Source organism: Chryseobacterium sp. JV274 (genome assembly GCF_903969135.1).
In the GTDB taxonomy this organism is placed as follows: domain Bacteria; phylum Bacteroidota; class Bacteroidia; order Flavobacteriales; family Weeksellaceae; genus Chryseobacterium.
This window is the reverse complement of record NZ_LR824569.1, coordinates 3,889,486-3,913,958: the sequence shown is the minus strand read 5'-3', so window position 1 is coordinate 3,913,958 and position 24,473 is coordinate 3,889,486. Positions and strand designations below refer to the sequence as shown.

23 protein-coding genes are annotated in these 24,473 nt (G+C 35.9%); 5 read left to right on the top strand and 18 right to left on the bottom strand.

The window, feature by feature from the left end; genetic code table 11:
• Positions 1–35: 35 nt before the first annotated feature.
• The 5 genes from CHRYMOREF3P_RS18155 to CHRYMOREF3P_RS18135 all read right to left on the bottom strand — a co-directional run bounded on the left by CHRYMOREF3P_RS18155 (position 36) and on the right by CHRYMOREF3P_RS18135 (position 3,933).
• Positions 36–1,208 carry an MBL fold metallo-hydrolase gene (locus CHRYMOREF3P_RS18155; protein ID WP_180565192.1) on the bottom strand — a complete coding sequence of 391 codons (1,173 nt, stop codon included), beginning with the start codon at positions 1,206–1,208 and terminating at the stop codon, positions 36–38.
• 17 nt (positions 1,209–1,225) lie between these two features.
• A complete protein-coding gene (locus CHRYMOREF3P_RS18150; protein ID WP_180565191.1) occupies positions 1,226–1,879 on the bottom strand; it encodes an NAD(P)-dependent oxidoreductase in 654 nt (217 codons plus the stop codon).
• A gap of 59 nt (positions 1,880–1,938) precedes the next feature.
• On the bottom strand, positions 1,939–2,349 hold the full coding sequence (locus CHRYMOREF3P_RS18145) for an Rrf2 family transcriptional regulator (protein ID WP_077413945.1): 411 nt from the start codon (positions 2,347–2,349) through the stop codon (positions 1,939–1,941).
• Positions 2,350–2,415: 66 nt separating this feature from the next.
• Complete coding sequence (locus CHRYMOREF3P_RS18140; protein ID WP_180565190.1) at positions 2,416–3,366, bottom strand: hypothetical protein; 951 nt, start codon at positions 3,364–3,366, stop codon at positions 2,416–2,418.
• 132 nt (positions 3,367–3,498) lie between these two features.
• Positions 3,499–3,933, bottom strand: a complete 435-nt coding sequence (locus CHRYMOREF3P_RS18135) for an FKBP-type peptidyl-prolyl cis-trans isomerase (protein WP_077413943.1) — start codon at positions 3,931–3,933, stop codon at positions 3,499–3,501.
• A 297-nt stretch (positions 3,934–4,230) separates the two neighbouring features.
• Here CHRYMOREF3P_RS18135 and CHRYMOREF3P_RS18130 point away from each other — a divergent pair, with 297 nt between their 5' ends.
• Positions 4,231–5,238 carry a catalase gene (locus CHRYMOREF3P_RS18130; RefSeq protein ID WP_180565189.1) on the top strand — a complete coding sequence of 336 codons (1,008 nt, stop codon included), beginning with the start codon at positions 4,231–4,233 and terminating at the stop codon, positions 5,236–5,238.
• 193 nt (positions 5,239–5,431) lie between these two features.
• Here the strand turns inward: CHRYMOREF3P_RS18130 and CHRYMOREF3P_RS18125 are convergent, their stop codons facing one another.
• The 9 genes from CHRYMOREF3P_RS18125 to CHRYMOREF3P_RS18085 all read right to left on the bottom strand — a co-directional run bounded on the left by CHRYMOREF3P_RS18125 (position 5,432) and on the right by CHRYMOREF3P_RS18085 (position 12,728).
• Positions 5,432–5,845 (bottom strand): nuclear transport factor 2 family protein, encoded by a 414-nt coding sequence (locus CHRYMOREF3P_RS18125; protein ID WP_180565188.1) that lies wholly within the window; start codon positions 5,843–5,845, stop codon positions 5,432–5,434.
• A gap of 3 nt (positions 5,846–5,848) precedes the next feature.
• Positions 5,849–6,376, bottom strand: coding sequence for a TetR/AcrR family transcriptional regulator (locus tag CHRYMOREF3P_RS18120; protein ID WP_180565187.1), 528 nt, complete (start codon positions 6,374–6,376; stop codon positions 5,849–5,851).
• A gap of 355 nt (positions 6,377–6,731) precedes the next feature.
• A complete protein-coding gene (locus CHRYMOREF3P_RS18115) occupies positions 6,732–7,775 on the bottom strand; it encodes a TerC/Alx family metal homeostasis membrane protein (protein ID WP_047382297.1) in 1,044 nt (347 codons plus the stop codon).
• An 85-nt stretch (positions 7,776–7,860) separates the two neighbouring features.
• Complete coding sequence (locus CHRYMOREF3P_RS18110; RefSeq protein ID WP_077413939.1) at positions 7,861–8,469, bottom strand: TerD family protein; 609 nt, start codon at positions 8,467–8,469, stop codon at positions 7,861–7,863.
• 68 nt (positions 8,470–8,537) lie between these two features.
• The gene (locus tag CHRYMOREF3P_RS18105) at positions 8,538–9,485 is read right to left on the bottom strand and encodes a hypothetical protein (RefSeq protein WP_180565186.1); all 948 of its coding nucleotides are present in this window, start codon (positions 9,483–9,485) and stop codon (positions 8,538–8,540) included.
• 16 nt (positions 9,486–9,501) lie between these two features.
• Positions 9,502–10,677, bottom strand: a complete 1,176-nt coding sequence (locus CHRYMOREF3P_RS18100; RefSeq protein ID WP_180565185.1) for a toxic anion resistance protein — start codon at positions 10,675–10,677, stop codon at positions 9,502–9,504.
• A gap of 2 nt (positions 10,678–10,679) precedes the next feature.
• The gene (locus tag CHRYMOREF3P_RS18095; RefSeq protein ID WP_077413937.1) at positions 10,680–11,237 is read right to left on the bottom strand and encodes a TerD family protein; all 558 of its coding nucleotides are present in this window, start codon (positions 11,235–11,237) and stop codon (positions 10,680–10,682) included.
• Complete coding sequence (locus CHRYMOREF3P_RS18090; protein WP_077413936.1) at positions 11,227–12,051, bottom strand: phosphoribosyltransferase family protein; 825 nt, start codon at positions 12,049–12,051, stop codon at positions 11,227–11,229. The genes CHRYMOREF3P_RS18095 and CHRYMOREF3P_RS18090 overlap by 11 nt, the downstream gene beginning before the upstream one ends.
• Before the next feature lie 8 nt (positions 12,052–12,059).
• The gene (locus CHRYMOREF3P_RS18085) at positions 12,060–12,728 is read right to left on the bottom strand and encodes an HAD family hydrolase (RefSeq protein ID WP_077413935.1); all 669 of its coding nucleotides are present in this window, start codon (positions 12,726–12,728) and stop codon (positions 12,060–12,062) included.
• A 626-nt stretch (positions 12,729–13,354) separates the two neighbouring features.
• Here CHRYMOREF3P_RS18085 and fusA point away from each other — a divergent pair.
• Positions 13,355–15,421 carry an elongation factor G gene (fusA, locus tag CHRYMOREF3P_RS18080; protein WP_180565184.1) on the top strand — a complete coding sequence of 689 codons (2,067 nt, stop codon included), beginning with the start codon at positions 13,355–13,357 and terminating at the stop codon, positions 15,419–15,421.
• Positions 15,422–15,563: 142 nt separating this feature from the next.
• On the opposite strand, the gene CHRYMOREF3P_RS18075 is transcribed toward fusA, so the two are convergent.
• Positions 15,564–17,102, bottom strand: coding sequence for a SulP family inorganic anion transporter (locus CHRYMOREF3P_RS18075; RefSeq protein ID WP_180565183.1), 1,539 nt, complete (start codon positions 17,100–17,102; stop codon positions 15,564–15,566).
• Positions 17,103–17,724: 622 nt separating this feature from the next.
• Between CHRYMOREF3P_RS18075 and CHRYMOREF3P_RS18070 the strand changes: the two genes are divergently transcribed.
• Positions 17,725–18,153 (top strand): helix-turn-helix domain-containing protein, encoded by a 429-nt coding sequence (locus tag CHRYMOREF3P_RS18070; RefSeq protein WP_077413933.1) that lies wholly within the window; start codon positions 17,725–17,727, stop codon positions 18,151–18,153.
• Positions 18,154–18,164: 11 nt separating this feature from the next.
• Positions 18,165–18,500, top strand: a complete 336-nt coding sequence (locus CHRYMOREF3P_RS18065) for a helix-turn-helix domain-containing protein (protein ID WP_180565182.1) — start codon at positions 18,165–18,167, stop codon at positions 18,498–18,500.
• 1,421 nt (positions 18,501–19,921) lie between these two features.
• Here the strand turns inward: CHRYMOREF3P_RS18065 and CHRYMOREF3P_RS18060 are convergent.
• A complete protein-coding gene (locus CHRYMOREF3P_RS18060; RefSeq protein WP_077413930.1) occupies positions 19,922–20,143 on the bottom strand; it encodes a phosphate ABC transporter substrate-binding protein in 222 nt (73 codons plus the stop codon).
• Positions 20,144–20,638: 495 nt separating this feature from the next.
• Positions 20,639–22,156: a TROVE domain-containing protein gene (locus CHRYMOREF3P_RS18055; protein ID WP_180565181.1), complete on the bottom strand. Its 1,518-nt coding sequence runs from the start codon at positions 22,154–22,156 to the stop codon at positions 20,639–20,641.
• A 392-nt stretch (positions 22,157–22,548) separates the two neighbouring features.
• On the opposite strand from CHRYMOREF3P_RS18055, the gene CHRYMOREF3P_RS18050 reads away from it, so the two are divergent.
• Positions 22,549–23,001: a VOC family protein gene (locus CHRYMOREF3P_RS18050; protein WP_180565180.1), complete on the top strand. Its 453-nt coding sequence runs from the start codon at positions 22,549–22,551 to the stop codon at positions 22,999–23,001.
• 125 nt (positions 23,002–23,126) lie between these two features.
• On the opposite strand, the gene CHRYMOREF3P_RS18045 is transcribed toward CHRYMOREF3P_RS18050, so the two are convergent.
• Positions 23,127–24,470 (bottom strand): SWIM zinc finger family protein, encoded by a 1,344-nt coding sequence (locus CHRYMOREF3P_RS18045; protein ID WP_077413927.1) that lies wholly within the window; start codon positions 24,468–24,470, stop codon positions 23,127–23,129.
• Between the last annotated feature and the right edge of the window lie 3 nt (positions 24,471–24,473).

Sequence of the window (24,473 nt, the reverse complement as noted above, 5' to 3'; positions counted from 1 at the left end):
CATGTAAAATTTACATGTACTTTTGATTCTTATCATTACTTCAAAATCTTAAGCGTTCCTTTCGGATGGGTAAATGTACCATCAGGACCTGCAATATTTGAATACACTATATTTTGATTATAATCCTGAATATGGGTTACGTTGAAGCCAAGATGTGGCTCATACCAATACACCATAAAAACATTCTTCGCTACTTCTACAGCCGTATATTCTACAGTATCTGTACTGTTTTTTGAACTTCCGGCTGTTCCTGTAAACGTCATTGTTTTGTTATCTTTAAAATCAAGAAGGAATTTCACCGCTCCAAAATCAACTTCCACTTTATTCCTGATTGCCGGATAAGGTAATTTCAGATCCCAAGCCATTTCGCCAAAAAAAACTTTTGCTCCCATTCCCAGCTCATCTTTTCCATGAAGATCAGGATATTTTTTAACCATAAAATCTACAACAGCAGAAGATGTTTTGTTTTCAGTGACTGCTTGTTTATAGTTTTCCAAATAGCTTTTCACAAAATCAAGAGATTTTGGAGTGGTAGAAAGTTCTGCAAAATGAGAAGGAACAACCTGCTCCGGCTTCAATGCTTTCATTGCATCAATCTGTCCTATCCATTGATCAATTGCTTTCACATTTTGTGTATCTGCCATCCAAAGGTGTGAGCCTATGGAAACCGAAATACCACCCGCAATGGTTTTGATGGAAGGAATCCAAAGAAAACTATGTGCCGGATCTTCCGGGTTTTGTCTGATTTCAATTTTGTTTCCTTCAAGATCAGGAATTGAAACAGCTGCTTCAGGAACAATAATTTCTGATGGAGCATCTGCTTTCAACTGTGGTTTCCATACTCCCATTTTATCATCTTTTGAAGCTGATATCAAATAGGCTGTCTGAGCTGTTGAGATAATCTTTGCATTAGGAAAAGCTTTTTTGATGACATCCAACCCGAAATAAAAATCAGGGTCGCTGTGAGAGATAAAAACTGTTTTCAGGTTCTTTCCTGTTGCTTTTATTTCTTTCACAAGCTGCTCTGCATATTGCTTCTGAAATTGAGCATCAACAAGTATGGCATCTTTATCTCCATAAATAATGGTGGAAGTAATCGGGAAAATAGCTTTGGTTCCCGGATTATACACTTTTACTTTAAGGTTTCCGGCAAATATGCTGATAAATCCCAATAGCGTTAATATCGACAATAATTTCTTTTGTATCATTTCTGTTCTTTTATGTATTAATATGCAGCTGTAAAACGTTCTCTGATATGGTTGTTCTGTTCCAGTTCATCTACCAAAACTACGGCTACATCTTCTACAGACAGACGGCTTCTTCCGTTTTCATCAAATACCGGAGTTTCTAATGATGTTCTGTATTTTCCTGTTCTTTCTCCTACATTTGCCGGGTTCATTTCTACTGCAGGGCTGAAGAATGTCCAATCCAGCGTGTTGTTTTCTTTGATTTTGTTCAGATAATCTCTTGCTGCTGTAGCACCTGGCTTGTAAGCATCCGGAAAATCAGGTGTGTCTACGATTTGTATATTATCCGGAGTATAAAGGCTACCTGCTCCCCCTACTACGATAAGTCTTTTTACCCCGGACTGTTCTACTGCTTTTTGAATATTCTCAGAACCATTCAAAAAATCGTTATAAAGATTAGGATTCGTCCATCCTGCGTTGAAAGTACTGATGACAGCGTCGCTTCCTTTTAGTGCTTCAGCCAAGTCATCTACATTGTTTACATCAACGCTTTTTGCTGTTACATTTGCCTGTGATTTTACCTTAGATGCATCTCTTACCAATGCTTCTACAGCATATCCTCTGTCTGCTAATTCTGCTACTACGTGTGCACCTACAAATCCTGTTGCACCGATTACTGCTACTTTTTTCATAATGTTTATTTTTAAATTAAATTGTAATAAATTTTGTTACATTTAAGGTTAAAAAATTTTTACTCGAACTGGTCAGCGAATTCCTGTAATGACTTGTCTCCTAAAAACTTTACTACCAAATGATCTGTTTCTTCAAATAATGTATTTAAATGAACGTTAATTTCCTTTCCAACACTGCAGGCCGGATTAGGATTCTGATTTTTTTTACCCAATACTTCTGTATTTTTTACTGCTTTATAGATCTCCGAAATGGTGATCAGTTCTGCATTTTTGCCAAGCTGACTTCCTCCTTCTTTCCCTTGTCTGCTAATCATCAGACCTGCTTCTCTTAATACGCTGATCTCCTTTCGGATAATCACCGGATTCACATTGATACTACCGGCGATCCACTCGGAAGTAAGCCACTCCTGAGGGCTCTTCGCCAATAATGTCATGATATGTATTGCCGTAGCAAATCTTGTATTGTTCATTGTAATTACATTGCAAAGGTAAACATTTTTTCAAATGTAACAAATTTCATTACAGTTAATTTTTTCTTAAAGGATTAATTTATCCAGATCAAGCAGTAGATAATTGATATTCTGATTGATGGTACGGGTGGCTGACTGCATCTGATTGAGCATGGCAGCACGGTTATTGAGATCATCTGCTCTGTAAAATCCTCCATCGCTGAAGATCACAGACCTATCCGCAGCTTCTTTTACATCATCAAACTGATAATGAAGCCATCTCAACTTCATATTTCCTATGATAGAGTATTCTTCTTTGTTGGAAAATTTTTTCTCAGTATACATATACCAAATGAAAGGTGGGAAGTTTGGGGATTCCAGTTTTTCTTTCCAGATATCCCTCAAAAGATTTCTCTGGTGGATAAATTCTACTTTTTTTCCCTTGGGATTAAGGGTTGCCAAACCAAACCCTGCTCCTAAAATACCTCCTCCGATACCAATTGCATTATCCCAGCCGTCACTTTTTACAATTCCACCCGCAATGGATGAAGCTGCTCCGGCAATGATAGAATATAAAATCAGTTTGTTATTTCTGGAGGCATTCAGATTATCTACATAGCTTCCAATCTGAGCCACTCTTTCTCCTTCACAGTCAAATTCTGCAGCTACAGCATCCAGCTCTGTTAAAGCAATGGTAATTCTGCTGTTGATTTTGGTTTTAAGCTGCAATATTTTCACCTGTGAGGTGAGGGAAGAATCTTTTTTAAGTTCGATGATTTTGTGTACATCATCAAGGTTTCCCAATGCATTTAAAATTAACACACTCTGATCGGTAAACATTCCGCTGAGTTCTTTATTGGCAGTTAGAATAGAATCCGAATTATAAGACGGAAGCTTATTATTGTAATTGTATTTAAAAGGTGCCTTACAGTAGCTGTCCTTAAGGGTAAGAATATTCTGCTGGATTGCCTGGTTCTTTTTGGAAACACACGACACCAGTAAGCTAACCATAGCAATAAGGTAGAAGAGTTTTTTCATTCAGTCATATTTTTGTGTTGCCTGACGTATTGTAAAATAAATTTCTTCATTTTCACAATTCATCTATACGAATATAACACAAATAAAAAAATTTACCTGAAATCAGGTAAATTTTTTTATTTTTAAGAAGGATTATTTAATATCCAGTAATTCAACTTCAAAAACAAGCGTACTGTTTGGTCCGATTTCTTTGCTGATCTCCTGATCTCCATAAGCTAAATGCGGTGGAATGATCAATCTCCATTTGCTTCCAACCGGCATCAGCTGAAGTGCCTCTGTCCACCCTGAGATCACTCTGTTTAAAGGGAAAGATGCAGGTGTACCTCTTTTTACTGAGCTATCGAATACTTTACCGGAAATAGTGGTTCCGTGATAGTGACATTTTACAGTAGATTTAGGACCTGGTTTTGGACCGTCTCCTTCTGTAATGATCTCATACTGTAAACCGCTTGGTAATTGCACAACGCTTTCTCTCTTACCATACTCTTCCATATATTCTTTACCCTCTTTCAGGTTCTTTTCTGCCAATTCTTTTTTACGTTTAAATAACATATCTGCTACTCCCATATTATAATTTTTTACAAAGATAAGGCTTTTTTAGGCTTGGAAGAGGGAAGCATGAGGAAGGAAGATTAAAAATCCTGAGTATTTCCACATCAAACAATACGTTTTAATTTATTCTTATTTAAAACAATTTTACACTAATAATCAATAAGTTAAATAGCGTATTGATCGAAATTCAGCAATCATATTATCTTACATCTCTTTATTTAAAAGCATCTTTTCAACAAAGTTCAAATAATTGTAATACTTACTTAACACAGATTTCGAAACTTGGCGTTATAATTGGATTTTAAAAACTAAATGCCAAATCCATTAAAATATAATAAGAAGTTTGATGAACTGAATGAGGAGGAAAAAAAGCTTCTTGAAATCAATAAAAAAACAATTGCTGATTTTGTTGAGCAGTCCTCTTCCATCAGTGACGTCAATTATGCAACCCGAAACGCCCATGCTAAAACATATGCCGTAGCAAAGGGAACGTTCTGGATTGAACCTGATATCCCGGAATCACTGCATCCTTTTTTTGATAAGGAAAAATTCGATCTGACTATACGATTTTCCAATGCTCAGTTGAAAATTAAGAATTCAAAAAAAGATATTCCGGCGTATGGCTTTGCTGTACAAATCAAGGATGAGAACAGTGGATTACTTGCCAACTATCCATTGGTGAATTTTCCTTTGTTCCCTGTCAGTTCTGTTTCTACTTTTCTGAAATTGTTTACAGCAATTAATCGGGTTTATATGAAGCAATGGAGCAGTTTATTTTCTATGTTTGTTCAGCTGATCAAAACACTGCCCTCTTTATTGACAGGCGATATGCTTCGTAATATGCTTATGCTTATTGGGAAAAGAAATGATTTTATCCTGTCCTTTGATTATTATTCTGTAGGAGCTTACCGACTGGGAGATCAGATCATTAAAATAAAGTTAAGTCCTCAATCTGTTGATAAAAATACAGGCAGGAAGCAGAAGATCAAAGATTCTTTGACAAACTATCTTCAAACTCATGATTTCACTGCAGATGTTATGATACAGATTTGTTATGATTTAAAAGATCAACCGGTCAACAAACTGAATGTTGAATGGAAAAATTCTCCATTTATTAAAATTGGTGAAGTCAGAATCAACAAAGATTCCTTATTGGATTCACGCAATTGCACGAATGAGCTTCTTTCATTCAATCCTTTTGAAAGTAAAATGTTCTTCCAGCCCGTAGGGAAAATACAGAAACTGCGTGATGAGGCTTATAAAATTTCTTTGCAAACGCGAAGAAAGATTAACAAACTGCTGCATGGGAAAAACAGTTAAAATAATGATGAGTTATAAATTTTTGAATGCAAAACAAAGATTTTATCTAAAAAAGAGCATTTCTTGGAAGTGTCATTCTGAACGAAATGAAAGGTAGTGAAGAATCTCACATCATTGTCTATCATTAAGATTCTTCCTTCGTCAGAATGACAAAAACCAAATAATTTGAGTTTTGAGATAATTTCTTATTATTTTATCTGAACTTTCGATCTTCTTCGTTGATAGCCAAATCATTGATACTTGCATATCTTTTCGCCATCAGCCCATTTTCATCAAACTCCCAGTTCTCGTTTCCATACGCCCTGAACCAGTTTCCATCTTTGGCCTGATATTCATATTCAAAGCGAACCGCAATGCGATTATCCGTGTGTGCCCAATATTCTTTTTTAAGCTTATAATGAAGTTCTTTATCCCATTTCTTTTGAAGAAATGCTACAATCTCTTCTCTACCATTCACAAAGGTATCTCTGTTTCTCCATTCGCTGTTGCTGGTGTATGCTTTAGAAACTTTTTCAGGATTCTGACTGTTCCAGGCATCTTCAGCCAATTGAATTTTTTCCAATGCCGTTTCAAGAGTGAAAGGTGGAAGCGGGTGTTTTTGTTCCATGATTTATTGTATTAAATTGGTGACTATTTTTTTTGATTTTTCAATTAATTCATTGGATTTGAAAAGCTGGCTTTCTATGATACTGCTCTCAAAAAGCATATAAACATGGTCGGATAGTTCATCATCATCTATCAATTCTGAAAAATAGTTTCTGAGATCAGCTTTATGGGACTGAATGACACTCAGAATTTTAATATTATCCATTGGGATTTCTGATAAAATATTCAGGAAACTGCATCCCCGAAAGTTTTCCTTTTCATTCATATAGACCAGAAAATCGAAAGCTTTGGTAGTTTTAGATTTTGAATCTTGTTCTTTTGCTAAGAAGTTATGGAGTTCATTGAACCAATATTCATGTCTTACCTTCAGAAATTCTACACAAAGGTCTTCTTTGGATTTAAAATACTGATAAAAGCTTGCCTTGGCAACTTCTGCTTCTGAAATAATCTGATTGATTCCGGTAGAATTATAGCCTTGTCTTGCGAACAATTGAAATGTGGTTTCTATAATTCTTTCTCTTGGGGATTTCATATGCTTTTCTTTTCTGGAACAAATGTATGAAAAAAAACAACATACAGACCAGTCTGTCTATTTTTATTTTTTAAATATTTCTTTTATTTTGTTGGAAACGCAAAGGCGCTAAAGTTTTTATAAGAATGTGTCAAGGCGCAAAGATTTTATCTTCGATAAAATTGAATACCGCTAATAATATGGCTTTGAATAATGTGAATAATTAATATAAGTAATTATCCTTGCTGAAAATCTTTGATTTTCTTGCGTCTTAAAAAGCATCATAATTTTTATCTTCTTTGCGCCTTTGCGTTCTTCCAACAAAAAAGCCTCCAGAATTGAATTCCGGAGGCTTTTTATATATTTTTAAATAAAATTATTTTTCTTCTAATTCTTCTTTCTTCTCTTCTTCTTTTTCAGGGAAGATGATGGATAAAAGAACAGAGATCACTAATACTCCTCCTACAATTCCTAAAGAAACCGGAGACGTAATATGAATCCATGGTGCAATAAGCATTTTAACTCCAATAAAGGAAAGGATAATCGCCAATCCATAAGGAAGTTTGCTGAACATGTGGATAAAGTTCGCTAACAGGAAATATAATGATCTTAATCCTAAAATCGCAAAGATATTCGATGTATAAAGGATGAAAGGGTCATTAGAAATCGCAAAAATAGCCGGAATAGAGTCTACCGCGAAAAGAACGTCAGTAAATTCGATAACCCCTACTACCACTAAAAGAGGAGTTGCCATTTTGATTCCGTTCTGAATGGTGAAGAATTTATCTCCGTCATAGTTGTCAGAAACTTTCCAGAAACTCTTGATCAGTCTTGCTCCTGCTGTATTGCTGTAATCTTCGTCGTCATCGTCGCCACCGTCGCCCCATGATTTGATACCCGCATACACAAGAAATAATCCGAACAGTGCCATAACGATATTGATTTGTACAGCTTTACCAAAAATATTCATTTCAGGAAGATAAGTCAGATTGATCAATCCTACTCCTGCAAAGATGAATATAGCCCTGAAGATCAATGCACCGATGATTCCCCAGAAAAGAACCTTGTGATGAAGGTATTTCGGAACTTTGAAGAAACCGAAAACAAGGATAAATACAAATAAATTATCTACAGACAAGGCTTTTTCAATCCAATAGGCGGCCTGATACTGTGTAAATTTTTCTATTGCCAAAGCATGGCTTTCAGGGCTTCCATCGGTATTGAATACCCAATACACCACTCCTGAAAAAACCATTGAAAGCGAAATCCACACGATAGACCATATGGTAGCTTCTTTGGAAGAGACTTCATGACTTTTTTTATTAAATACCCCTAAGTCCAGGAGCAGCATGATAACGACTGTTATTGCAAATCCCCACACCAGACCTGGGTGCAGTTCTAAAATACTTTGATGTTCCACGTGAGTTATGTTATTATATGATAAAAGCAATAGATGTACAGAGTACAAATATTGCTATTTTATTTATCTTTTGATTTACAATTGATTATAGATAATTCATCTGTACCGTCTGGATCGTCTGCTCCAGCTTTTTGTCTGCTGTAGGATCTCCGATAGCGTTGAATTTCCATTCTCCGTTTCTCTTATAGAAAACACCCATTACCATGGCAACATGTCCGTTGAAAGAAGCATCATTTGCAATATCATATTTTGCAAACACTTCTCTCACATTGGTAGGTGTTCCTTCATAAATACGGATAGAAGCAAAAGGAATTGTTCCGAAGTCCTGGCCTCTATAGCTGTTCAGTACCAGTGCTACGTGCTCTACATTCGGCTCCAGTTGGCTGAAATCTACTGTGATCACCTCGTTATCCAATCCGTCATCTCCGTTTACGTCACCGGTAAGATCATCTCCGCTGTGTTTTACAGATCCGTTTCTGGATTTAAGATTTCCAAAATAGATTACTTCAGTAACGTTTTTGTTTGAATCATATAAAATACAGCTTCCGTCTAAGTCTACTGCTTCTTTTTTAGTTCCAAAAAATCCTTTCTTTTCAATTGCTCCCCAGTTGATTCCTACACAAGCTTGGGAAAGCTCAGCTCCATTTTCTTTTTTAAGGTTAATTCTCTGACCTTTTTGTAAGTTGATAGCCATCTTTTTATGTTTAGTTGTTATTTACATTTTGCAAAAAAGCGAATCTTCTTTGCTTTTCAAATTTCGTCTTAGTTATTATTTAAATTCAAATTAAGCATTGCCCGCAGAATATTTGTTTCTTCGTCAAAATCAAATATTTTGCTCATAATATCTATATTTTCCAGGTTTTTGATATAATCTTTCAAAACACCTTCCACTTCTGCCGGTAAAGTACGTTTTCTTTCGCTCATACTATGTTCCAGCTGTTCATTTTTGCTTCTCAACTGATCAATAATGGAACTCTGATTAGATTGATTTTCAGAAATATCCAGCTTGTCCAGTTCTTTGTCAAAAAGATACAATTTCTTTTCGTCAACACTGAAAATAAAATGATCATCAGACTGAAAGATTTTGAAAAGTTCATAATCATGGGTTCCTATGAGGTAACCACATACAAAACGGACTTTAAACCCTTGTATATTAAGCCTTCCCAACAGTTTTCTTTCAATGGAGTAATCTTTATACTGATATGCGGGAAATGAATCGGATTTCAGCAGTATTTCATCTGCTTCCGCTCTATAAAATTCCTGAGCATATTTTTTATGAAAGTATAATACATTATCCCAATTGGCCGTAAAACTATCTTCCGTAAGATCTTTATACAAAGTTTTCAGATGCTGGGAAAATACACCGCTGTACATTTTCCTGTCGGTCTGAAAGCTATCTACCCGTCTTTCTTCAAAACCTGAAATATATTTACTGTTGATGTTAATTTCATTGATGACCGCCAGCATATCATTTTCCTTCTGCTTTTTAATTTTAGTCAGAAGCTCTATGAGACTATCTGTATACTGCAGGTGAAAAAGTTCCAGTTTATTGTAATCTAAAGCTGTATTTTCCTGAAACAGATTGTGGATAATATCTGTTTTGATATAGATTGATATGATATCAATATGTTCAAAAAAATTAGCAAGAAGCTTAAGCTTTGTTAATCTTCTTTTGCTTTGCGACAATATGGTTGCTGCATCATCCCCCACCTTAGTATTCTATAAATTAACCTCTGACATTCGCTTTAAGTTCATGCTCCAATGTCTGAAGATCCTGATCCAGTTTTCTTCTGTTATCTGCTCCCTGTTTCTGGATTTGTTTCACTTCATTCAATGTATTGATAAGCATTGATGTTGTTTCTTTTAATGTTTCCACAGATACGATAGTCTGCTCGTTCGCTCTGGCAACATTCACAGAATTCTGTCCAAGACGTTCCGCATTCTTTCTTAAGATCTCTTCTGTAGTAGAAGACACTTTCTGCTGGATCTCAATATTCTGCTGCTGTCTGTACATCGCCACAGCAAGTGAAAGCTGGTTTTTCCATACAGGAAGTGTAGTGGTAAGAATAGTCTGTGCTTTTTCAGCAATAGAAACGTTGTTATTCTGTACGAGCCTGATCTGTGGAAGCGACTGCATCATGATCACACGCACCACCTTAAGATCAGCCATTCTTCTGTCTAATCGTGCGATAAAATCTCTTTTATCTGCAATCTGATAATCCTGAAAATTCTGAGGGGCAGTTTCCATCTGAGCAAGTTCTACTGCAGCTCTTTCCATTCTTAGATTTCCTGCAATCACAAGATCTTCAATCTGCTTGATAGAATTCACATTGCTTTCAAAGATAGTCTGAAGTACAGCATTATCTTTTGTGGAAGTAATGATTCCTGCGTTTACTTTATAAGAGATCTGCTCAATATTATTGATGATCTTATCATATTTTGTAAACAAGTTCTCTACCTGAGTTATTACCTTTTTCATGAATGGTAATTTACTTAGGAAACTTTTCACTTTATTTCCATTAAGCTCTTCAACATCCACATAATTAAGCTCTACCAAAAGATCATTGATAAGCCCTCCTACTTCACCTGAGTTGGATCTTCTTACGTTTCCTAAGAAGCTGTCACTCTGGTTGGTTAATGTTTTCTGAAGTTCCGCCCCAAAATTCACGATGGAACCAGGATTAGCTTCATCAATAGAGTTCGCCAGAACTTCATATTTCTGACGTTCTTCTGACTGCAGCTGCGTCAGATTTACATTTCCTTCTCTGTCTACAAGAACCGCCGGCGCTGCGTTTTGGACAGGCTGAGCCGGTGTTGGCGGAACCATTGGAGTAGGTTCAAAGGTTTTAAGAGGTTCTATTGATCCTAGTGGATCTATGGGTTGATTTTCCTTATTGTCCATGATTACTTCTGATAAATTGATACAAATTTGTCAAGGCCATCTCTTTGTCCTGCACCTACAGCCTCAAATTTCCATTCTCCGTTTCTGTTGTAGATTCTTCCGAATTCTACAGCGGTTTCGATTGAGAAATCTTCGTCTAATTCATATTTTAAGATCTCTTCATTCGTATCTGTATTGAAAATTCTGATGAAAGAATTTCTTACCTGTCCAAAATTTTGTTTCCTTGAATCTGCTTCGTGAATGGTTACCACTACTGTAATTTCTTTGATCGCATCATCAATTTTTGTAAGATCAATTTTGATCTGCTCATCATCACCTGACCCTTCTCCTGTAAGATTATCTCCTGTGTGAATTACAGATTTGTCCGGAGACTCAAGGTTGTTATAGAAAATAAAGTGGTTATCTGAAACTAATTTTTTGTCGTCCCCCAGCAAAAATAAAGATGCATCAAGGTCGAATCCTGTTCCTGTAGAAGTATTATTGATATCCCATCCTAAACCTACAGTAAATTTAGGTGCGTTAATATTTTCTCTTTGTCCTTTTTGTAAGTTAATAGCCATAATATAATTCCGTTTGTGTTAAAGTATTGATGTTATTTTCGTATTCTTTTATTAAATGATAATTGTTGCTGATAGCCAGCTCCAAAAGCAGATCCATCTGTTCTTTTTTTACTTTAGACGTAAGATAATCAAAATTACTTGAATCCAGGCCTAAAATATATTTTACAATCCTTGTATTGAACTGAAAACTTTCTTTGTTCATCACTTCTGCAACATGTTTTACATTTTTCACGGCATAGTAATTGAAAAAGTTTTCAATTTTAGGATCAAGGTCAAAATTCATCAGTTCAGCGTAATACATGAATATAAAGTCTGCTTCTACACTATATTCATTCAGAATTCTGTTGACTGTATATTCATGGCTTCCCGTGATTTTTATATCGTCTATAAAAATACAAAGTTTTCCTCTCAAAAAATCCTTATCAATATAATAAGTATCATTTGCGATCAGATTTTTCCGATCTTCAAAATTCAGATTCCCATAATCTGTAATATAAGTGTGATTACGATTGATCTTAGATAAAATACTCGACTTCTTTCCTTTCTGAAACAGATAAAAATCCAGATGTTTCTTAAAGTAAAAGCATAAAAAGTTGGAAGCTGTAGGAATCGCCATATATGGGCTTGGCAGCACTACAATCTCTTTATCAGTATTAAAAAGCTCCTCATTTTCAGAAATAAATCCGTCGAATAATTCTCTTGCAAATTTTTCAGCATACGACTTATCGCCATACTTGAAATAGCTGTATTCCGCAGGTGAGAAAGTAAACTCATCCGCCGAATGAATGTGGTGTAAGCTGTATCTTTTATTCATGTTTATTTTTAGTGTTTAAGTAAGTGTGCACTGAAACCAAAGTCTTTTGCTCCCTGATAATCTGCTACCAGATTGTCTCCGATATGCAGGATCTGATGCAGCGGCAAATCCTGATCCTTGATGTTATTTTTCACTTCCTGGAAAATGAGCGGATTCGGTTTGGAACAGTTAATTTCATCAGAATAGATATGAAAATCTATGTACTGATCCAGCTTTTCATGGATCAGAAATTTCCTCATGGTTTTTCCCTTGATGAACCCTGTGTTGCTCAGAATATTAATAGTCTTCCCCTGATTTTTGATATCCTCAAAAAAATTGTGAATATTTTCAAAAATCACAACTGGCCTGTATTCCAGAAACAATTCTTCACTTTTGCTATAAAACTCATTAAGCTTTTCTTTAGTCAAAAGTTTTACATCTACATCCAGAGAACCAAGAATCATCAGATAAATCTCAAAAGTGTCTATATTCCCTCCTGTCACTTCATTAATGGTATTGCAAAGATCATCATAATATTTTACGGTTTTCGCAACTTCATTCATCGGTTTTTCTACATTGAAAAATGAGGAGAACAGCTCAACTCTTTTTGTTTTAAATTCAGGATGAGATTTTATTAAAGTGAGCCACAGGTCAAAGGAAAAATGACAGTGTTTATGGATGTCGATATCTGTTTTCAATAGGTTTTAAGTTAAAAGTTTTTATTAGCTTCTTGAAAAAGATTTAAATTTTTTTAATCATCAACAAGTGTTTATAATACTATTCTTCCCAAAGATAAAATATTTATCATAAAAGCATTACGTTCGATATATGTTTTAAGATATTTTTATGAAATTTCACAATTTTGACAGATTCACAGAAGATGATTGACGAAGTGTTTAATATCAATCCACAAAAAAATATTTTCAAAAATTCTTTGGAAATCAAAAAAAAATTATAATTTCGCAACCGATTAACAATCAACAATGTCAACAAAAATGATAAATATTATAACGTTAAGCAATCCTGTCAGAGCTGTGTTCTTTGGCAGCACTGAATATTTATCTGAATAGTCTATAGATCTTTTATACCCAAAAATATATTGAAGACCTATCTATTCGGATAGGTCTTTTTTGCTGCCCTATTTTCAGACTTTAACAATTCAAAAAACTTCTGTTATTTGTTAAGATCTCTGAAAATTTCTCTTTGATACAAAATACAAAAAATGTTTTACCGGCTTTATGAGACCGGAGTGTATTTTGTGCTCATTTTTTTCAGACCCTTTTCAAAATACAGATCTAAAAATCAACAACTTAAATCAAACAAAATGAAATACAATACACGAAATATAGGGATCATAGCACATGTAGATGCGGGAAAAACAACTTTATCGGAACGAATTCTTTATTACACAGGACTCATTCATAAAATCGGTAATGTAGATGATGGAAATACCACCATGGATAAAGATATTCAGGAAAGAAACAGAGGGATTACGATTTCTTCTGCTGCAATTTCTACCCAATGGAAAAAAGATAATAATGTGTACAATATCAACCTTATTGACACTCCGGGACACATTGATTTTGCGGTGGAAGTGGAACGTTCTCTAAGGGTTCTGGATAGCGTTGTTGCCGTTTTCTGTGCCTCTTCCGGTGTTCAGCCACAAACTGAGAATGTTTGGTTTCAGGCAGAAAAACACGGAATCTCCAAAGTTTGTTTCATCAATAAAATGGACAGAGTTGGGGCAGACTTTTTTGCGGTTCTCAATGATATAAGAAACAAACTGAATGCTGTTCCTATGGCTCTTCAGATTCCGATTGGAGCTGAAGTACATTTTGAAGGCGTTATTGATCTTATCAAAATGAAAGCTTTATACTGGGCCGATGAAAACGGAGAAACCATTGTGGAAAAAGAAATCCCTGACAATTCTATTGCTGAGGCAGATGAGTACAGAACAACCTTACTGGAAACGCTTGCAGAATACGATGAGACTTTCTTTGAAATCTTTATGGATAATGAACAAAACATCACCGTTGAAATGATTTCGGAAGCTATACAAAGAGTCTGCAGATCCGGATCGGCTGTTCTCGTTTTATGTGGTTCTGCTTTTAAAAATAAAGGAATCCAGCCTCTACTTGATGCTGTCGTAACTTATCTTCCGGCTCCTGATCAGCTTGCTGACCTGCAGGGAAAAGACCCTCACACACAGGAAATGATAACATTGGAAAGAAATGAAGCTGCTGCTTTTTCAGGGCTTGTTTTCAAAGTATTGATTGATAAACATATGGGAAGGCTGGCTATGCTTCGTGTATATTCCGGAACAATAAAATCAGGGGATACTTTATTGAATGTAAGAACGGGTGAAACCTTCAGGATTTCAAGAATCTTACAAATGCAGTCGGATAAAACGTTATCGTTGGAAGAAGCTAAAGCAGGAGATATTGTTGCTTTAACCGGAATAAAGGATGCCAAAACCGGAGATTCTTTATCTTCTTCGGATAAACCGATATTATTGGAAGCGATTACAATTCCAACTCCTGTTATCAGGATAGCTATTGAACCGAAAACCAATGGCGACGAGAAATCTTTTGGCTTGGTACTGGCAAAAATCCAGGAGGAAGATCCTTCTTTGGTGGTTGAAAGAGACGCTCAAACCGGAGAAACTTTATTAAGTGGATTAGGAGAGCTTCACCTTGAGGTCACTTTGGAAAAGATCCGTCTGAATCATGGTATTGAAATTAATCGGGGAAAACCTAAAGTTTCTTACCGTGAGATCTTAACGGAAACCAAAGTTCACAGAGAAAAGCTTTCCAAACAAAACGGAGGAAGTGGTCAGTTTGCTGACATCAGCTTTGAAATTGGACCAGGAAATGATCATGAACATAGATTGGAATTTATCAATATGATCAAAGGAGGAGTTATTCCCACTGAATTTATTCCTTCTGTTGAAAAAGGATTCAGAGAAGCTATGGAAAACGGACCTTTAAAGGGATATCCTCTGGAAAACATGAAGGTCACTCTTCTGGATGGTTCTTTCCACGCTCAGGATTCTGCTGCATTTGATTTTGAAATTGCCGCAAGAGAAGGATTCAAAGCGGCAGCAAAAGGATGTAATCCCAAACTGATGGAACCTATCATGCAGGTAGAGATTCAAAGTATTGAGGAATACACGGGTGCTGTCACTGCGGATATCAACAGAAGAAGAGGAATTATCACTTCTATTGATGAAAAATCAGGAAGAAAGATTTTTGCAGCAGAAGTTCCGTTAGCTTCAACTTTCGGATATATTTCTGATCTGAGAACATTGACGAGCGGAAGAGCTTCCATCAGCATGAGATTATCACACTATGCTTTAGTGCCTGATTTTATCGCGAATACATTAATCACCTAAACAAGCAAGGACTGTAGATTTTTCTTACAGTCCTTGTCTTGTTTGTGAATGATCAATTGTCAATCCGCTGCGCTTGTCAATTTTTTATACTACAACAATTCACTATTCATTTGTGAAGCAAAATTCTCTATTGATTCCTGCCCTATTTTTCCGGCATCACTTTATAAGTTGGATCTTCCTGAATATTCACTTCCACTACTGCTTCGGCATTTTTCAATATTTTCCGGCAGTCTTCACTGAGATGCCTTAAGTGTAATGTTTTATTTTGTTCTTTATAACGGTTAGATAGCTTACCTAACGCTTCTATCGCACTCATATCCACAATACGGCTTTCTTTAAAATCAACAATCACTTGCTCTGGATCATTCATTGGATCAAATTTATCTGTAAATGCTGTCACTGAACCAAAAAACAAAGGTCCATATATTTCGTAGTATTTAACTCCGTTTTCATCTACATGCTTTCTTGCCCTGATTCTTTTGGCATTATCCCAGGCAAAAACCAATGCTGAGATGATAACACCAATTAAAACAGCTAAAGCCAGGTTATGTAAAATCACAGTAATTAAAGCTACAGTAACCCCAACAAAAATATCTGATTTCGGCATTTTATTAACAATCCTGATCGATACCCATTGAAAAGTACTGATTGCTACCATCATCATGACTCCTACCAAAGCAGCCATGGGAATTTTTTCAATGACAGGTGCTCCACACAAAATGATTATTAAAATAAGAAGCGATGCTATTATTCCTGACAATCTCGCTCTTGAACCTGCATTAAGATTGACCAAAGTCTGCGCTACCATTGCACAACCACCCATTCCACCAAAGAAACCGTTGGTAATATTGGCTAATCCCTGTGCTACGGATTCTTTATTTGCACTTCCTTTCGTATTTGTGATTTCATCCACCATGGATAATGTCAGAAGAGATTCGATAAGACCTACTCCGGCCATAATTAAAGCATATGGAAAAATAATTTGTAAAGTTTCCAGAGAAAAAGGAATCTGCGGAATGTGAAAACCAGGAAGGTTTCCACTGATATGAGCAATATCTGCTACTGTTTTGGTTGGAATATCAAATCCAAGAACTACAGCAAAGACAATAATAATGGCTACAAGAGAGGCAGGAACTGCTTTCGTTATCTTTGGAAAAAAGTAGACTACGGCGATCGTCAAGACAGTTAAACCAGCCATTATATACAAAGACATTCCCTGCAGCCAGTTTACAGCTCCACTGCTGTCTGTAGTTTTGAACTGTTCCACCTGCGCCATAAAGATAATAATGGCCAATCCGTTCAGGAATCCATACATAACCGGTTGTGGAATCAGTCTCACAAATTTCCCCAATTTAAATACACCTACGAGCATTTGAAGTATTCCGGCCAGTGCTACAGTAGCAAAAAGATATTCTATGCCATGAGACTTTATGAGAGCAATCAATACAACAATGGTTGCACCAGCTCCTCCGGAAACCATTCCCGGTCTTCCTCCCAAAACAGCTGTTACCAGTCCCATCATAAAAGCGGCGTAAAGCCCTGTAAGCGGGGACAAACCGGCAAGGATAGCAAATGAAAGAGATTCGGGAATCATCGTCATCGCTACCGTAAAACCGGCCAGCAGTTCATTTTTATAATTTATTTTCTTCGAAAAGTCGAATAAGCCTATAGTATTTTTCATTGATTTGCAAAGGTATGGACTGTCCCTATGGTATACAATTTTTCTTTTTATCATTTTTCTATGGTGAAACCTATGACATGTAAGCAATTCACACATTAGTTCTTATAATATGTTAATTTTAATTAAAATAAGCATATAAAGTATGATTTTTACATTTCTATCTCTTTTTACATCTTATTTTTGTTTACATTTGAAACCGAATAAGCAATTATTTGGTACTAATTAAAGAATTCAACGCGTAAAAAGCTGTATATCAATTTATCTACAGCTTCAACTCATAGAATTGTATAAAAACCTTAATAGGTCATATATTATTTACACAAATGGCAGGAAGAGAAGTTTGAAGGAGAAGAAGAGAAAACCCATTGAAAATAAAGAATATATCCCAAGTACATTAAGGTGACTCCTACCCACCTGTTTTTAAGTTATTTGGTAAGTTACATATCCGTTTTTTAAGACTCATCATCTTATTAAACGCAATTTAACATTCTTACATCATAATTTCTATTTCTTAACAATTTCAAACTGAAGTGAATCATTTCCCAACACATAAGATAATATATAAAACCTATTTTCGTTTTTTTGATACATAAGTTTAAACAAAAGAATAATATTCAATAAAATGTTATATAAAGAAATCCATATTGGAAAGTTTATTAAGGAAAGGGTAGATGAAAATGAAATAACAATAGAAAGGATATGTAAATTTTTAGGTAAAGATGAAGGAGCAATCGAGGTAATGTATGACAGCAAATCGATGGATACGGATCTTCTTCTAAGATGGAGCAAATTATTGGAATATGATTTTTTCAGACTTTACAGCTCACATTTAATTTTATATGCACCTCCTTCTGCCATCAACAAAAACCAGCAGAAGTCCGAAAAAACGCCTTATTTCAGGAAAAACATTTACACTCAGGAAATCAAAGATTTTATTATGAAAAGAATTCTTTCCGGTGAAATGACCCAAAATGAAGTCATTAAAGAATATTCTATTCCGAAAAGCACTCTTCACAGATGGCTTCAGAAGAGCGATAATGTAAACGGATAAACAGATAAGACATGCGCCCCAATTACAAAAAAATTTATCAGGATATGCTCAGGATGGAATATCCTGAAAAGCTGAAAGACCCAAAAATCAAAGAACTTCTTGAAAAACTGAATACCAGTGAGGATGTTCTGAAGTTCAATGAAAAACTGTTCAAACAGTCCAGAGAAAATCAAAAACTTAAAACCTATGACAGGCAGACTATGTTAAAACTGCTTCAGTATCAGAAAAAGCATGGTCATTCAACAAGCTATATGTCGAGAAAATATAAGATAAGCAGAACTACTCTTTCAAAATGGAAACTCATGTTTGAAGAAGAGCTTGATACAATGAAAAGTGCCGGTAAATAATTTACCGGCATTTTTTAAAGGTAATGATAAGGAAAAAACCGGACTTTCGTTTGCCGGAGTCGAACCGGATAACCTTGCCGGAGTGACCGGCTTCGCTATTCCTCCCTTAATTGCGTTACGATGAATTTTTTCCTAACGACACTTCATAATAGTAATATAAAGAAGCAGGAAGTGGGGAGAAGAAAGAGGGTAAAGTCTGAAAATCGATCTGACTTTATAGAAAATTATATACAAAGAGATCTTTCAACGTCCCACTTCCGGCTTCTGATTTATGAAAACAAGGCAACAACCGAATAATGCAGTCGTGCTCTAACCAACTGAGCTACTCTTCCTATGTACATCGTGTTTTTTTGTTGTGGAAGAGGCGGGACTCGAACCCGCGACCCCGTCGTGATGAGCGAAGTAGCATTTTTCTACGGCACTTGTTTGTTTTAAAATAAAAGAGGCAAGACTCGAAAAGACTTATACAAGATCACTTTCATGACCTTCTGGAGTCGAACCAAATTAAACCGAAGTAGGCCTTTTCTACGGCACTCTTTTATGTAAATCAAGGTAATGTTTTTCAGAATCTTCCGTGCATTTGCTCTACCTGCTGAGCTACCTCTCCTTTTCGAGGGAAAAGGCAGGATTCGAACCTGCGACCCAATGTTTATTCAATCTCGAAGTATGATTCTAAGACGACACTTGATTTTTATTTTAGTAAGGTAATTAAATCAAACAGAGCCTTATACGGGGTGTTACCATTTCTACTATCTGCGATTGCAGAACAGGATTCGAACCTGTATTACCACCCCTAAAGAAGTAACTCTGTTTTACGACACTTGCTTTCTATGTTTATTCATAGTTATTCGTTTTCTTTTTACAAAATTATATTGTCACTGCGCATTCCATTTACGCACTTATTTTTTATTTAAATTTTGTTCGTTTTGCCTTGAAGTTCAAGACCTGGAAACTCCGGCTAAAAATAATCTCTACTCTCTAAAAATTCTAAACTTGCGCGAATTTACCATTAGTTCTTCGTTTCCTTTACTGTGTCGCGCTTCAAACAATAGAATTTTCTTAACGTTCGCAAAGTTTATTTTTTTAACGCCTCCGTTTCCTATGTCACATTTCCATAACTGTCATCGCTGGAAATTTCGCCCTTTTTATTATTATTTTTTCATGAGTGTGATTTAAATAAAAGAAGCCAGGTTCAAAAAAGACTGATATAAGATCATTTACATTCTGGAGTCGAACCAACTTATACCGAAGTAAGTATTCTCTACGGCACTCTTTTATATAATCAGGGCAAAACGGCGGAATCTTTTCTTTTTCTTCTACTCTATCTTTTGAGCTACATTCCGTTTACAACAGGTATGGCAGGAATTGAACCTACATCTGAAGACTTAACTCGAAGTATGATTCCAAAACGGCACCTGATTTTAATTTTTCCATTGAGTTTTTCTATATTTCTTCCAGTTTCGCTGGAATTTTGTATACTTTGCATTCACCACCTCATAACCGTGTGGGAAACAGTATGAACAACCCATATCATCTCCGTGCATAATTCTTGAAATCTGTACACCGGAAATTTTCTTCGGAAAGTCAATCAATCCATATTCATTGAATCCGAATTTTTGTCTTACCACTTTAATTTTTTTCATAAGTATTGAGTATTAACCTCAATACAGTGCTTCTTTCAGATTTGGTTTATGATGAATCATGGTTATTATTTTTTTCTTTTGCAAATTTAGATAGCTACTGCGTATTCTTTTTACGTAGTTATGTTTTTATTAAAAACCAAGCAAGTTAATAATAAGAGTAATTGATGTTCAATTGAAAGTTGACGATGAAACTCTTATCAACGGCATTGGTCAGCTACCGGGCAATCTCGTGAAAGACTCTATCAGTTTTGGAATCGAAGGATGTCTTTCTAACGGCACCGATAGTATTAACACTGCAAAATTATATTGCATGTACGCAATCTTTTTACGTAGTATATTTTTTATTTAAATTCTGTTCGTTTTGCCTTGATGCAAAAGAACCAAAAATTCAAGACTTGGAAACTTCTGCTAAAAATAACCTCAACTCTATAAAAATTCTAAACTCGTACGGATTTACAACTGATTTATTATGTTATTTTTTAAAAGCAGTGCCAACTACAGCACTACTTTTTGAATCATTTTCACTGCAGATTTCTTGTCTTCCAAAGCATTCAGCACATCGAAAATTTTGTCTGACCAACCTGCAATAAGGTATACATCATTCTTTCTGACATCAAGTGGCTGTTGACCATAACCTGCCAGGTCAAAAATATACAGTTTTGCATGAGGAGCGATGGCTTTATATCTATTCCAAAGGTCTTCAAAAGAGTTTCTACTTCCAATGCTGTTCCACATCTGAGTATCGGTAAAAAGCATTACTTTATCTACCTGTTCTTTTCTTTCGATCAGATCTTCGATGACCAGATAACCATTGGTAGAATAGCCTACTTCACCTTCTCGTTTATAAAATGCGTCTACATTTCTTAAAATACCGTTTTTAGGCATTGGAATTCTTAACCAACGGTCACCAAAGATACCTGTTACCACATTTTTACATTGTGACTGCAAGATCATAGACATCAGCAAACCGATATCATACAGCAAAATTTTACTTTTATTGGAAACTGCTTTCTGCATAGAACCGGATACATCCGCAGCGATAACTACCGAAGTATCAAAACCAAAGCCTTTGATATTTTTAGCACTTACTACCACAGCATCTTCCAATGCCTCCAATACTGAAGCCAAATAAGGAGAATCTATAGTCTTTAATTCTCTGTAGGCCGCCAGAAATCGGAATGGGAGCTGCTTTGAATTGGATACTGCTCTTTCATCAGAAAGATATCTGCAGACTTTATTCATGGCATCAGATGATACTCCGGCTTCCAGGATATTCCTCAGGTTTCTCATGGTTGCCATATAGCCCAATTTGTTGCTGAAGATCAGTTCTTCCCATTTGTTTTTGAAAGCCAGTTTTCTTTCTGTATCATCTGCAAATTTCGTCTGCCCCAAAACAGAAAGTTCAACTTCCCATGTATAAGGGGTTTCCAATGTATTATTGGCAATTTTATTGAAAACAGATTGTTGATTTTCATCTTTAGCTTTCGGATGAACCAGAAAGAGTGCGTCTTTCAGAGTTACTTCTGCTTTCCTATTGTATTTTGCAAACTGATATTCATCGAATTTATTAAATGATTTTACCAAACCTTTCTGAATCTGCTTTGACAGTCTGTTCAGTTTTTTGGTATCTGTTCTTTTATTTGCAAGCTGGTAGTACGCCAGTAATTCTGTAATTTCATCTGCTCTCTGTACTACTTTATCTACCGTTTTACTTACCAGATCCGTACCGGAAGCCTGCTTCGCCAGTTCGGTAGTCAATACCAATGGAATGGAACGGAGATACATATCTTTTCTTGCATACACCGCCAGTTTAGCTACAAATTCGGGATCATTTTTTTTGATCAGAGACTGGATTCTTTTCAATCTGTCATTTCCTTTTTCATAGTTGGTATCTGAAAGTCCTGTTGTAACAACAGCACTATACAATTCTTCGGCAGGTGTCATCGCATATGCTTTTTCACCTTCGTAGTTCAATACTACTTTAGTTTCTTTTTTAAAAAAATTAAATTTCATGGTTACTGTTTTTGGTTAAACATTGGAAAGATTGGTACTTCCTCTCTGATTTCTGATGCAAAGTAAAAACAGTATTGCGCAACCTTTTTGCGTAGAAAATTTTTCTTTGTTTTTTTTCTTTAATTGGGGATTAGATCTAATACATTGAATATTTTTAAAAAATTCATGCAGATTTTTAAATTTTGGCTGAAGCCGGATGAATGAGTTGCTTGTAAGGCGGGTTAAAGCCCACCTCTATTGAATTGATTTTGAAAACAGATAGTGATATTTACCAACAACCTAATCTCTAATCCCTAATTATAAAATCCTTCTATCATTCATTTTCATTAAAAAAATCATCTCTGATCTGTTTTTCAGAAAGGGTTTTCTAGCTTTGCCATTAAAATTAAGCTATGATTAAGGGAATATATGAAACTCATGTCCAGGTGAGCAATCTGGAAAATGCGATACAGTTTTATACAGAAGTGCTAGGATTGAAACTGGGTCACAGGGATGAAACCAGACCTATTGCTTTTTTATGGGTTGGAGAAGAGAAAGAATTTATGTTGGGATTGTGGGAGCAGAAGGAGAATCTTCAGACCAGACATTTTGCCTTTTCCAGCAGTAAGGAAGATATTTTAAACTATTCAGTGGAGTTTTTAGAAAATAAAGATTTAAAGCCCTACAATTTCTTAAAAAATGGAAGTGTTGAACCAATGGTATTTGCATGGATGCCGGCACTGGCTATTTATTTCAATGATCCGGATGGAAACCAGCTTGAGTTTATCTCTATTCTTGAAGGAGAAAGTAAACCGGAATTGGGGGTACTTAGCTATGAGGAATGGATGAGACAGGTAAAAGATTGAGATGAAAATACCTGTCAGCTACTGAAATAACGCACAGGCACAAGAAATCAAAGTTATGAGGGGATACAAAATTTTTGTGTCCTTGCTACTGTCAACAAGATAATAAAATCAGATAGGAGAACTTTTTAACTGTTTACCAGTTTCTTCACTGCCAACACGTGTTTACAGGGACCTCTTTCTCCCTGATACTTACTAAACCATTCGCAGGTACAGCGTTCTTTTTCTTCTTCAATGATTACTGTATGGTGCACACCGGTTCCTTCTACTCTGGCTTCTGTTCTTTCTTTGTTGTTATTTAAAATTTCTACTTTTCCGCATTCTATCAACTTTTCGGCATTTTTTATACGGGGGTTGAGGCCAATAATACGGCTCAATTTAAAAGGAAGTCTGCGGTAGAAAAATTCATGATCATCAAGGTCATAGCCCAGTAATCCCATTGCAGCAAGTCTTCCTGTAACATTATCAGCTTTACTGAAACTCAGATTTTCCTTCAGAGCAAACATGGAGGGATTAAAAGATTGATTGGCATAGGCATACTTATCCAAAGCATCAATCCACTCATCAGAGACTTCAGAAATCAGGCTTTCCAATACAGCACCTTCTCCTGAGAAACCTCTCCAGCACTCTCTTGACAAAGAAAAGCAGAATCTGATATGTCCCATATAAAGCTGCCATGTTGTAGACTGCATATTAGAATGTGGAAAAACCTGCATAGAATCAATATAAGGAAGCAGAGGCTCTAAAAGACGAAGCCTGTGAAGCCCGCCTATACAAACAGCATCTGCAGATTTTACCGGAGAAAAAAAGGGTTTATTTCCTCTCACAATCAGATAATAATCGGACTTTATAGTTCCTTTCGGCATTCCCCGGAACAGCTGCTGTGTCTGGATTTTATTAAAAGCATATCGTTTTTCAGATTCTGATAAATAAACCTGAACCGTTCCCAGTCCTTTAATCCATTTTGATGGCAAAGGGACTTTTCTTTCTATTACTTTTTCTTCTTCTTTATACAGAGCCACTTCTTTTTCACCTACGGAAAGCATAATTTTTTCATTCGGGCGGATACTTCCCAGGGCTGTTATCATAGGCTGGTTAAAATCTACATTTGTAGTTCCGTTTTCCAGAAATTCTCCTTCCAAACCATCAGGCAGTATATCAACTCTTGCGTAGACTCCGGCACAGTGAGAAAAACCTTCAAAGCGTAATTTTTGATTTCCGGCTGTTACTATTGGATCTTTGAGAAGTCCCATCTGAAACGGAGACAGATTAAAACTGGATTTCACAATATTGGAAAGTGCAATCAGGCAGCGTGCTAAAATAAAAGGCTGCCTGACATTCCCCCAGAAAAAACATGGGACATCGGTATTTTTATGGACCTCACTGTATTTAGCGAGAAAAAGTTCTTCAAGCACATCTTTCCTTACTAAAGAGGATGTTCCTGAGTAGTTGTAAATAAGCGTACCCTCCATAAT

Bases quoted from the DNA above. Each gene is read 5' to 3' on its own strand.
- CHRYMOREF3P_RS18045 (WP_077413927.1), bottom strand. From the start codon at position 24,470: ATGGAGGGTACGCTTATTTACAACTACTCAGGAACATCCTCTTTAGTA.
- CHRYMOREF3P_RS18150 (WP_180565191.1), bottom strand. From the start codon at position 1,879: ATGAAAAAAGTAGCAGTAATCGGTGCAACAGGATTTGTAGGTGCACAC.
- CHRYMOREF3P_RS18145 (WP_077413945.1), bottom strand. From the start codon at position 2,349: ATGAACAATACAAGATTTGCTACGGCAATACATATCATGACATTATTG.
- CHRYMOREF3P_RS18065 (WP_180565182.1), top strand. From the start codon at position 18,165: ATGCGCCCCAATTACAAAAAAATTTATCAGGATATGCTCAGGATGGAA.
- CHRYMOREF3P_RS18075 (WP_180565183.1), bottom strand. From the start codon at position 17,102: ATGAAAAATACTATAGGCTTATTCGACTTTTCGAAGAAAATAAATTAT.
- CHRYMOREF3P_RS18090 (WP_077413936.1), bottom strand. From the start codon at position 12,051: ATGAATAAAAGATACAGCTTACACCACATTCATTCGGCGGATGAGTTT.
- CHRYMOREF3P_RS18120 (WP_180565187.1), bottom strand. From the start codon at position 6,376: ATGAAATCCCCAAGAGAAAGAATTATAGAAACCACATTTCAATTGTTC.
- CHRYMOREF3P_RS18100 (WP_180565185.1), bottom strand. From the start codon at position 10,677: ATGGACAATAAGGAAAATCAACCCATAGATCCACTAGGATCAATAGAA.
- CHRYMOREF3P_RS18125 (WP_180565188.1), bottom strand. From the start codon at position 5,845: ATGGAACAAAAACACCCGCTTCCACCTTTCACTCTTGAAACGGCATTG.
- CHRYMOREF3P_RS18130 (WP_180565189.1), top strand. From the start codon at position 4,231: ATGCCAAATCCATTAAAATATAATAAGAAGTTTGATGAACTGAATGAG.
- CHRYMOREF3P_RS18070 (WP_077413933.1), top strand. From the start codon at position 17,725: ATGTTATATAAAGAAATCCATATTGGAAAGTTTATTAAGGAAAGGGTA.
- CHRYMOREF3P_RS18060 (WP_077413930.1), bottom strand. From the start codon at position 20,143: ATGAAAAAAATTAAAGTGGTAAGACAAAAATTCGGATTCAATGAATAT.
- CHRYMOREF3P_RS18050 (WP_180565180.1), top strand. From the start codon at position 22,549: ATGATTAAGGGAATATATGAAACTCATGTCCAGGTGAGCAATCTGGAA.
- CHRYMOREF3P_RS18110 (WP_077413939.1), bottom strand. From the start codon at position 8,469: ATGGCTATCAACTTACAAAAAGGTCAGAGAATTAACCTTAAAAAAGAA.
- fusA (WP_180565184.1), top strand. From the start codon at position 13,355: ATGAAATACAATACACGAAATATAGGGATCATAGCACATGTAGATGCG.
- CHRYMOREF3P_RS18135 (WP_077413943.1), bottom strand. From the start codon at position 3,933: ATGGGAGTAGCAGATATGTTATTTAAACGTAAAAAAGAATTGGCAGAA.
- CHRYMOREF3P_RS18140 (WP_180565190.1), bottom strand. From the start codon at position 3,366: ATGAAAAAACTCTTCTACCTTATTGCTATGGTTAGCTTACTGGTGTCG.
- CHRYMOREF3P_RS18055 (WP_180565181.1), bottom strand. From the start codon at position 22,156: ATGAAATTTAATTTTTTTAAAAAAGAAACTAAAGTAGTATTGAACTAC.
- CHRYMOREF3P_RS18095 (WP_077413937.1), bottom strand. From the start codon at position 11,237: ATGGCTATTAACTTACAAAAAGGACAAAGAGAAAATATTAACGCACCT.
- CHRYMOREF3P_RS18155 (WP_180565192.1), bottom strand. From the start codon at position 1,208: ATGATACAAAAGAAATTATTGTCGATATTAACGCTATTGGGATTTATC.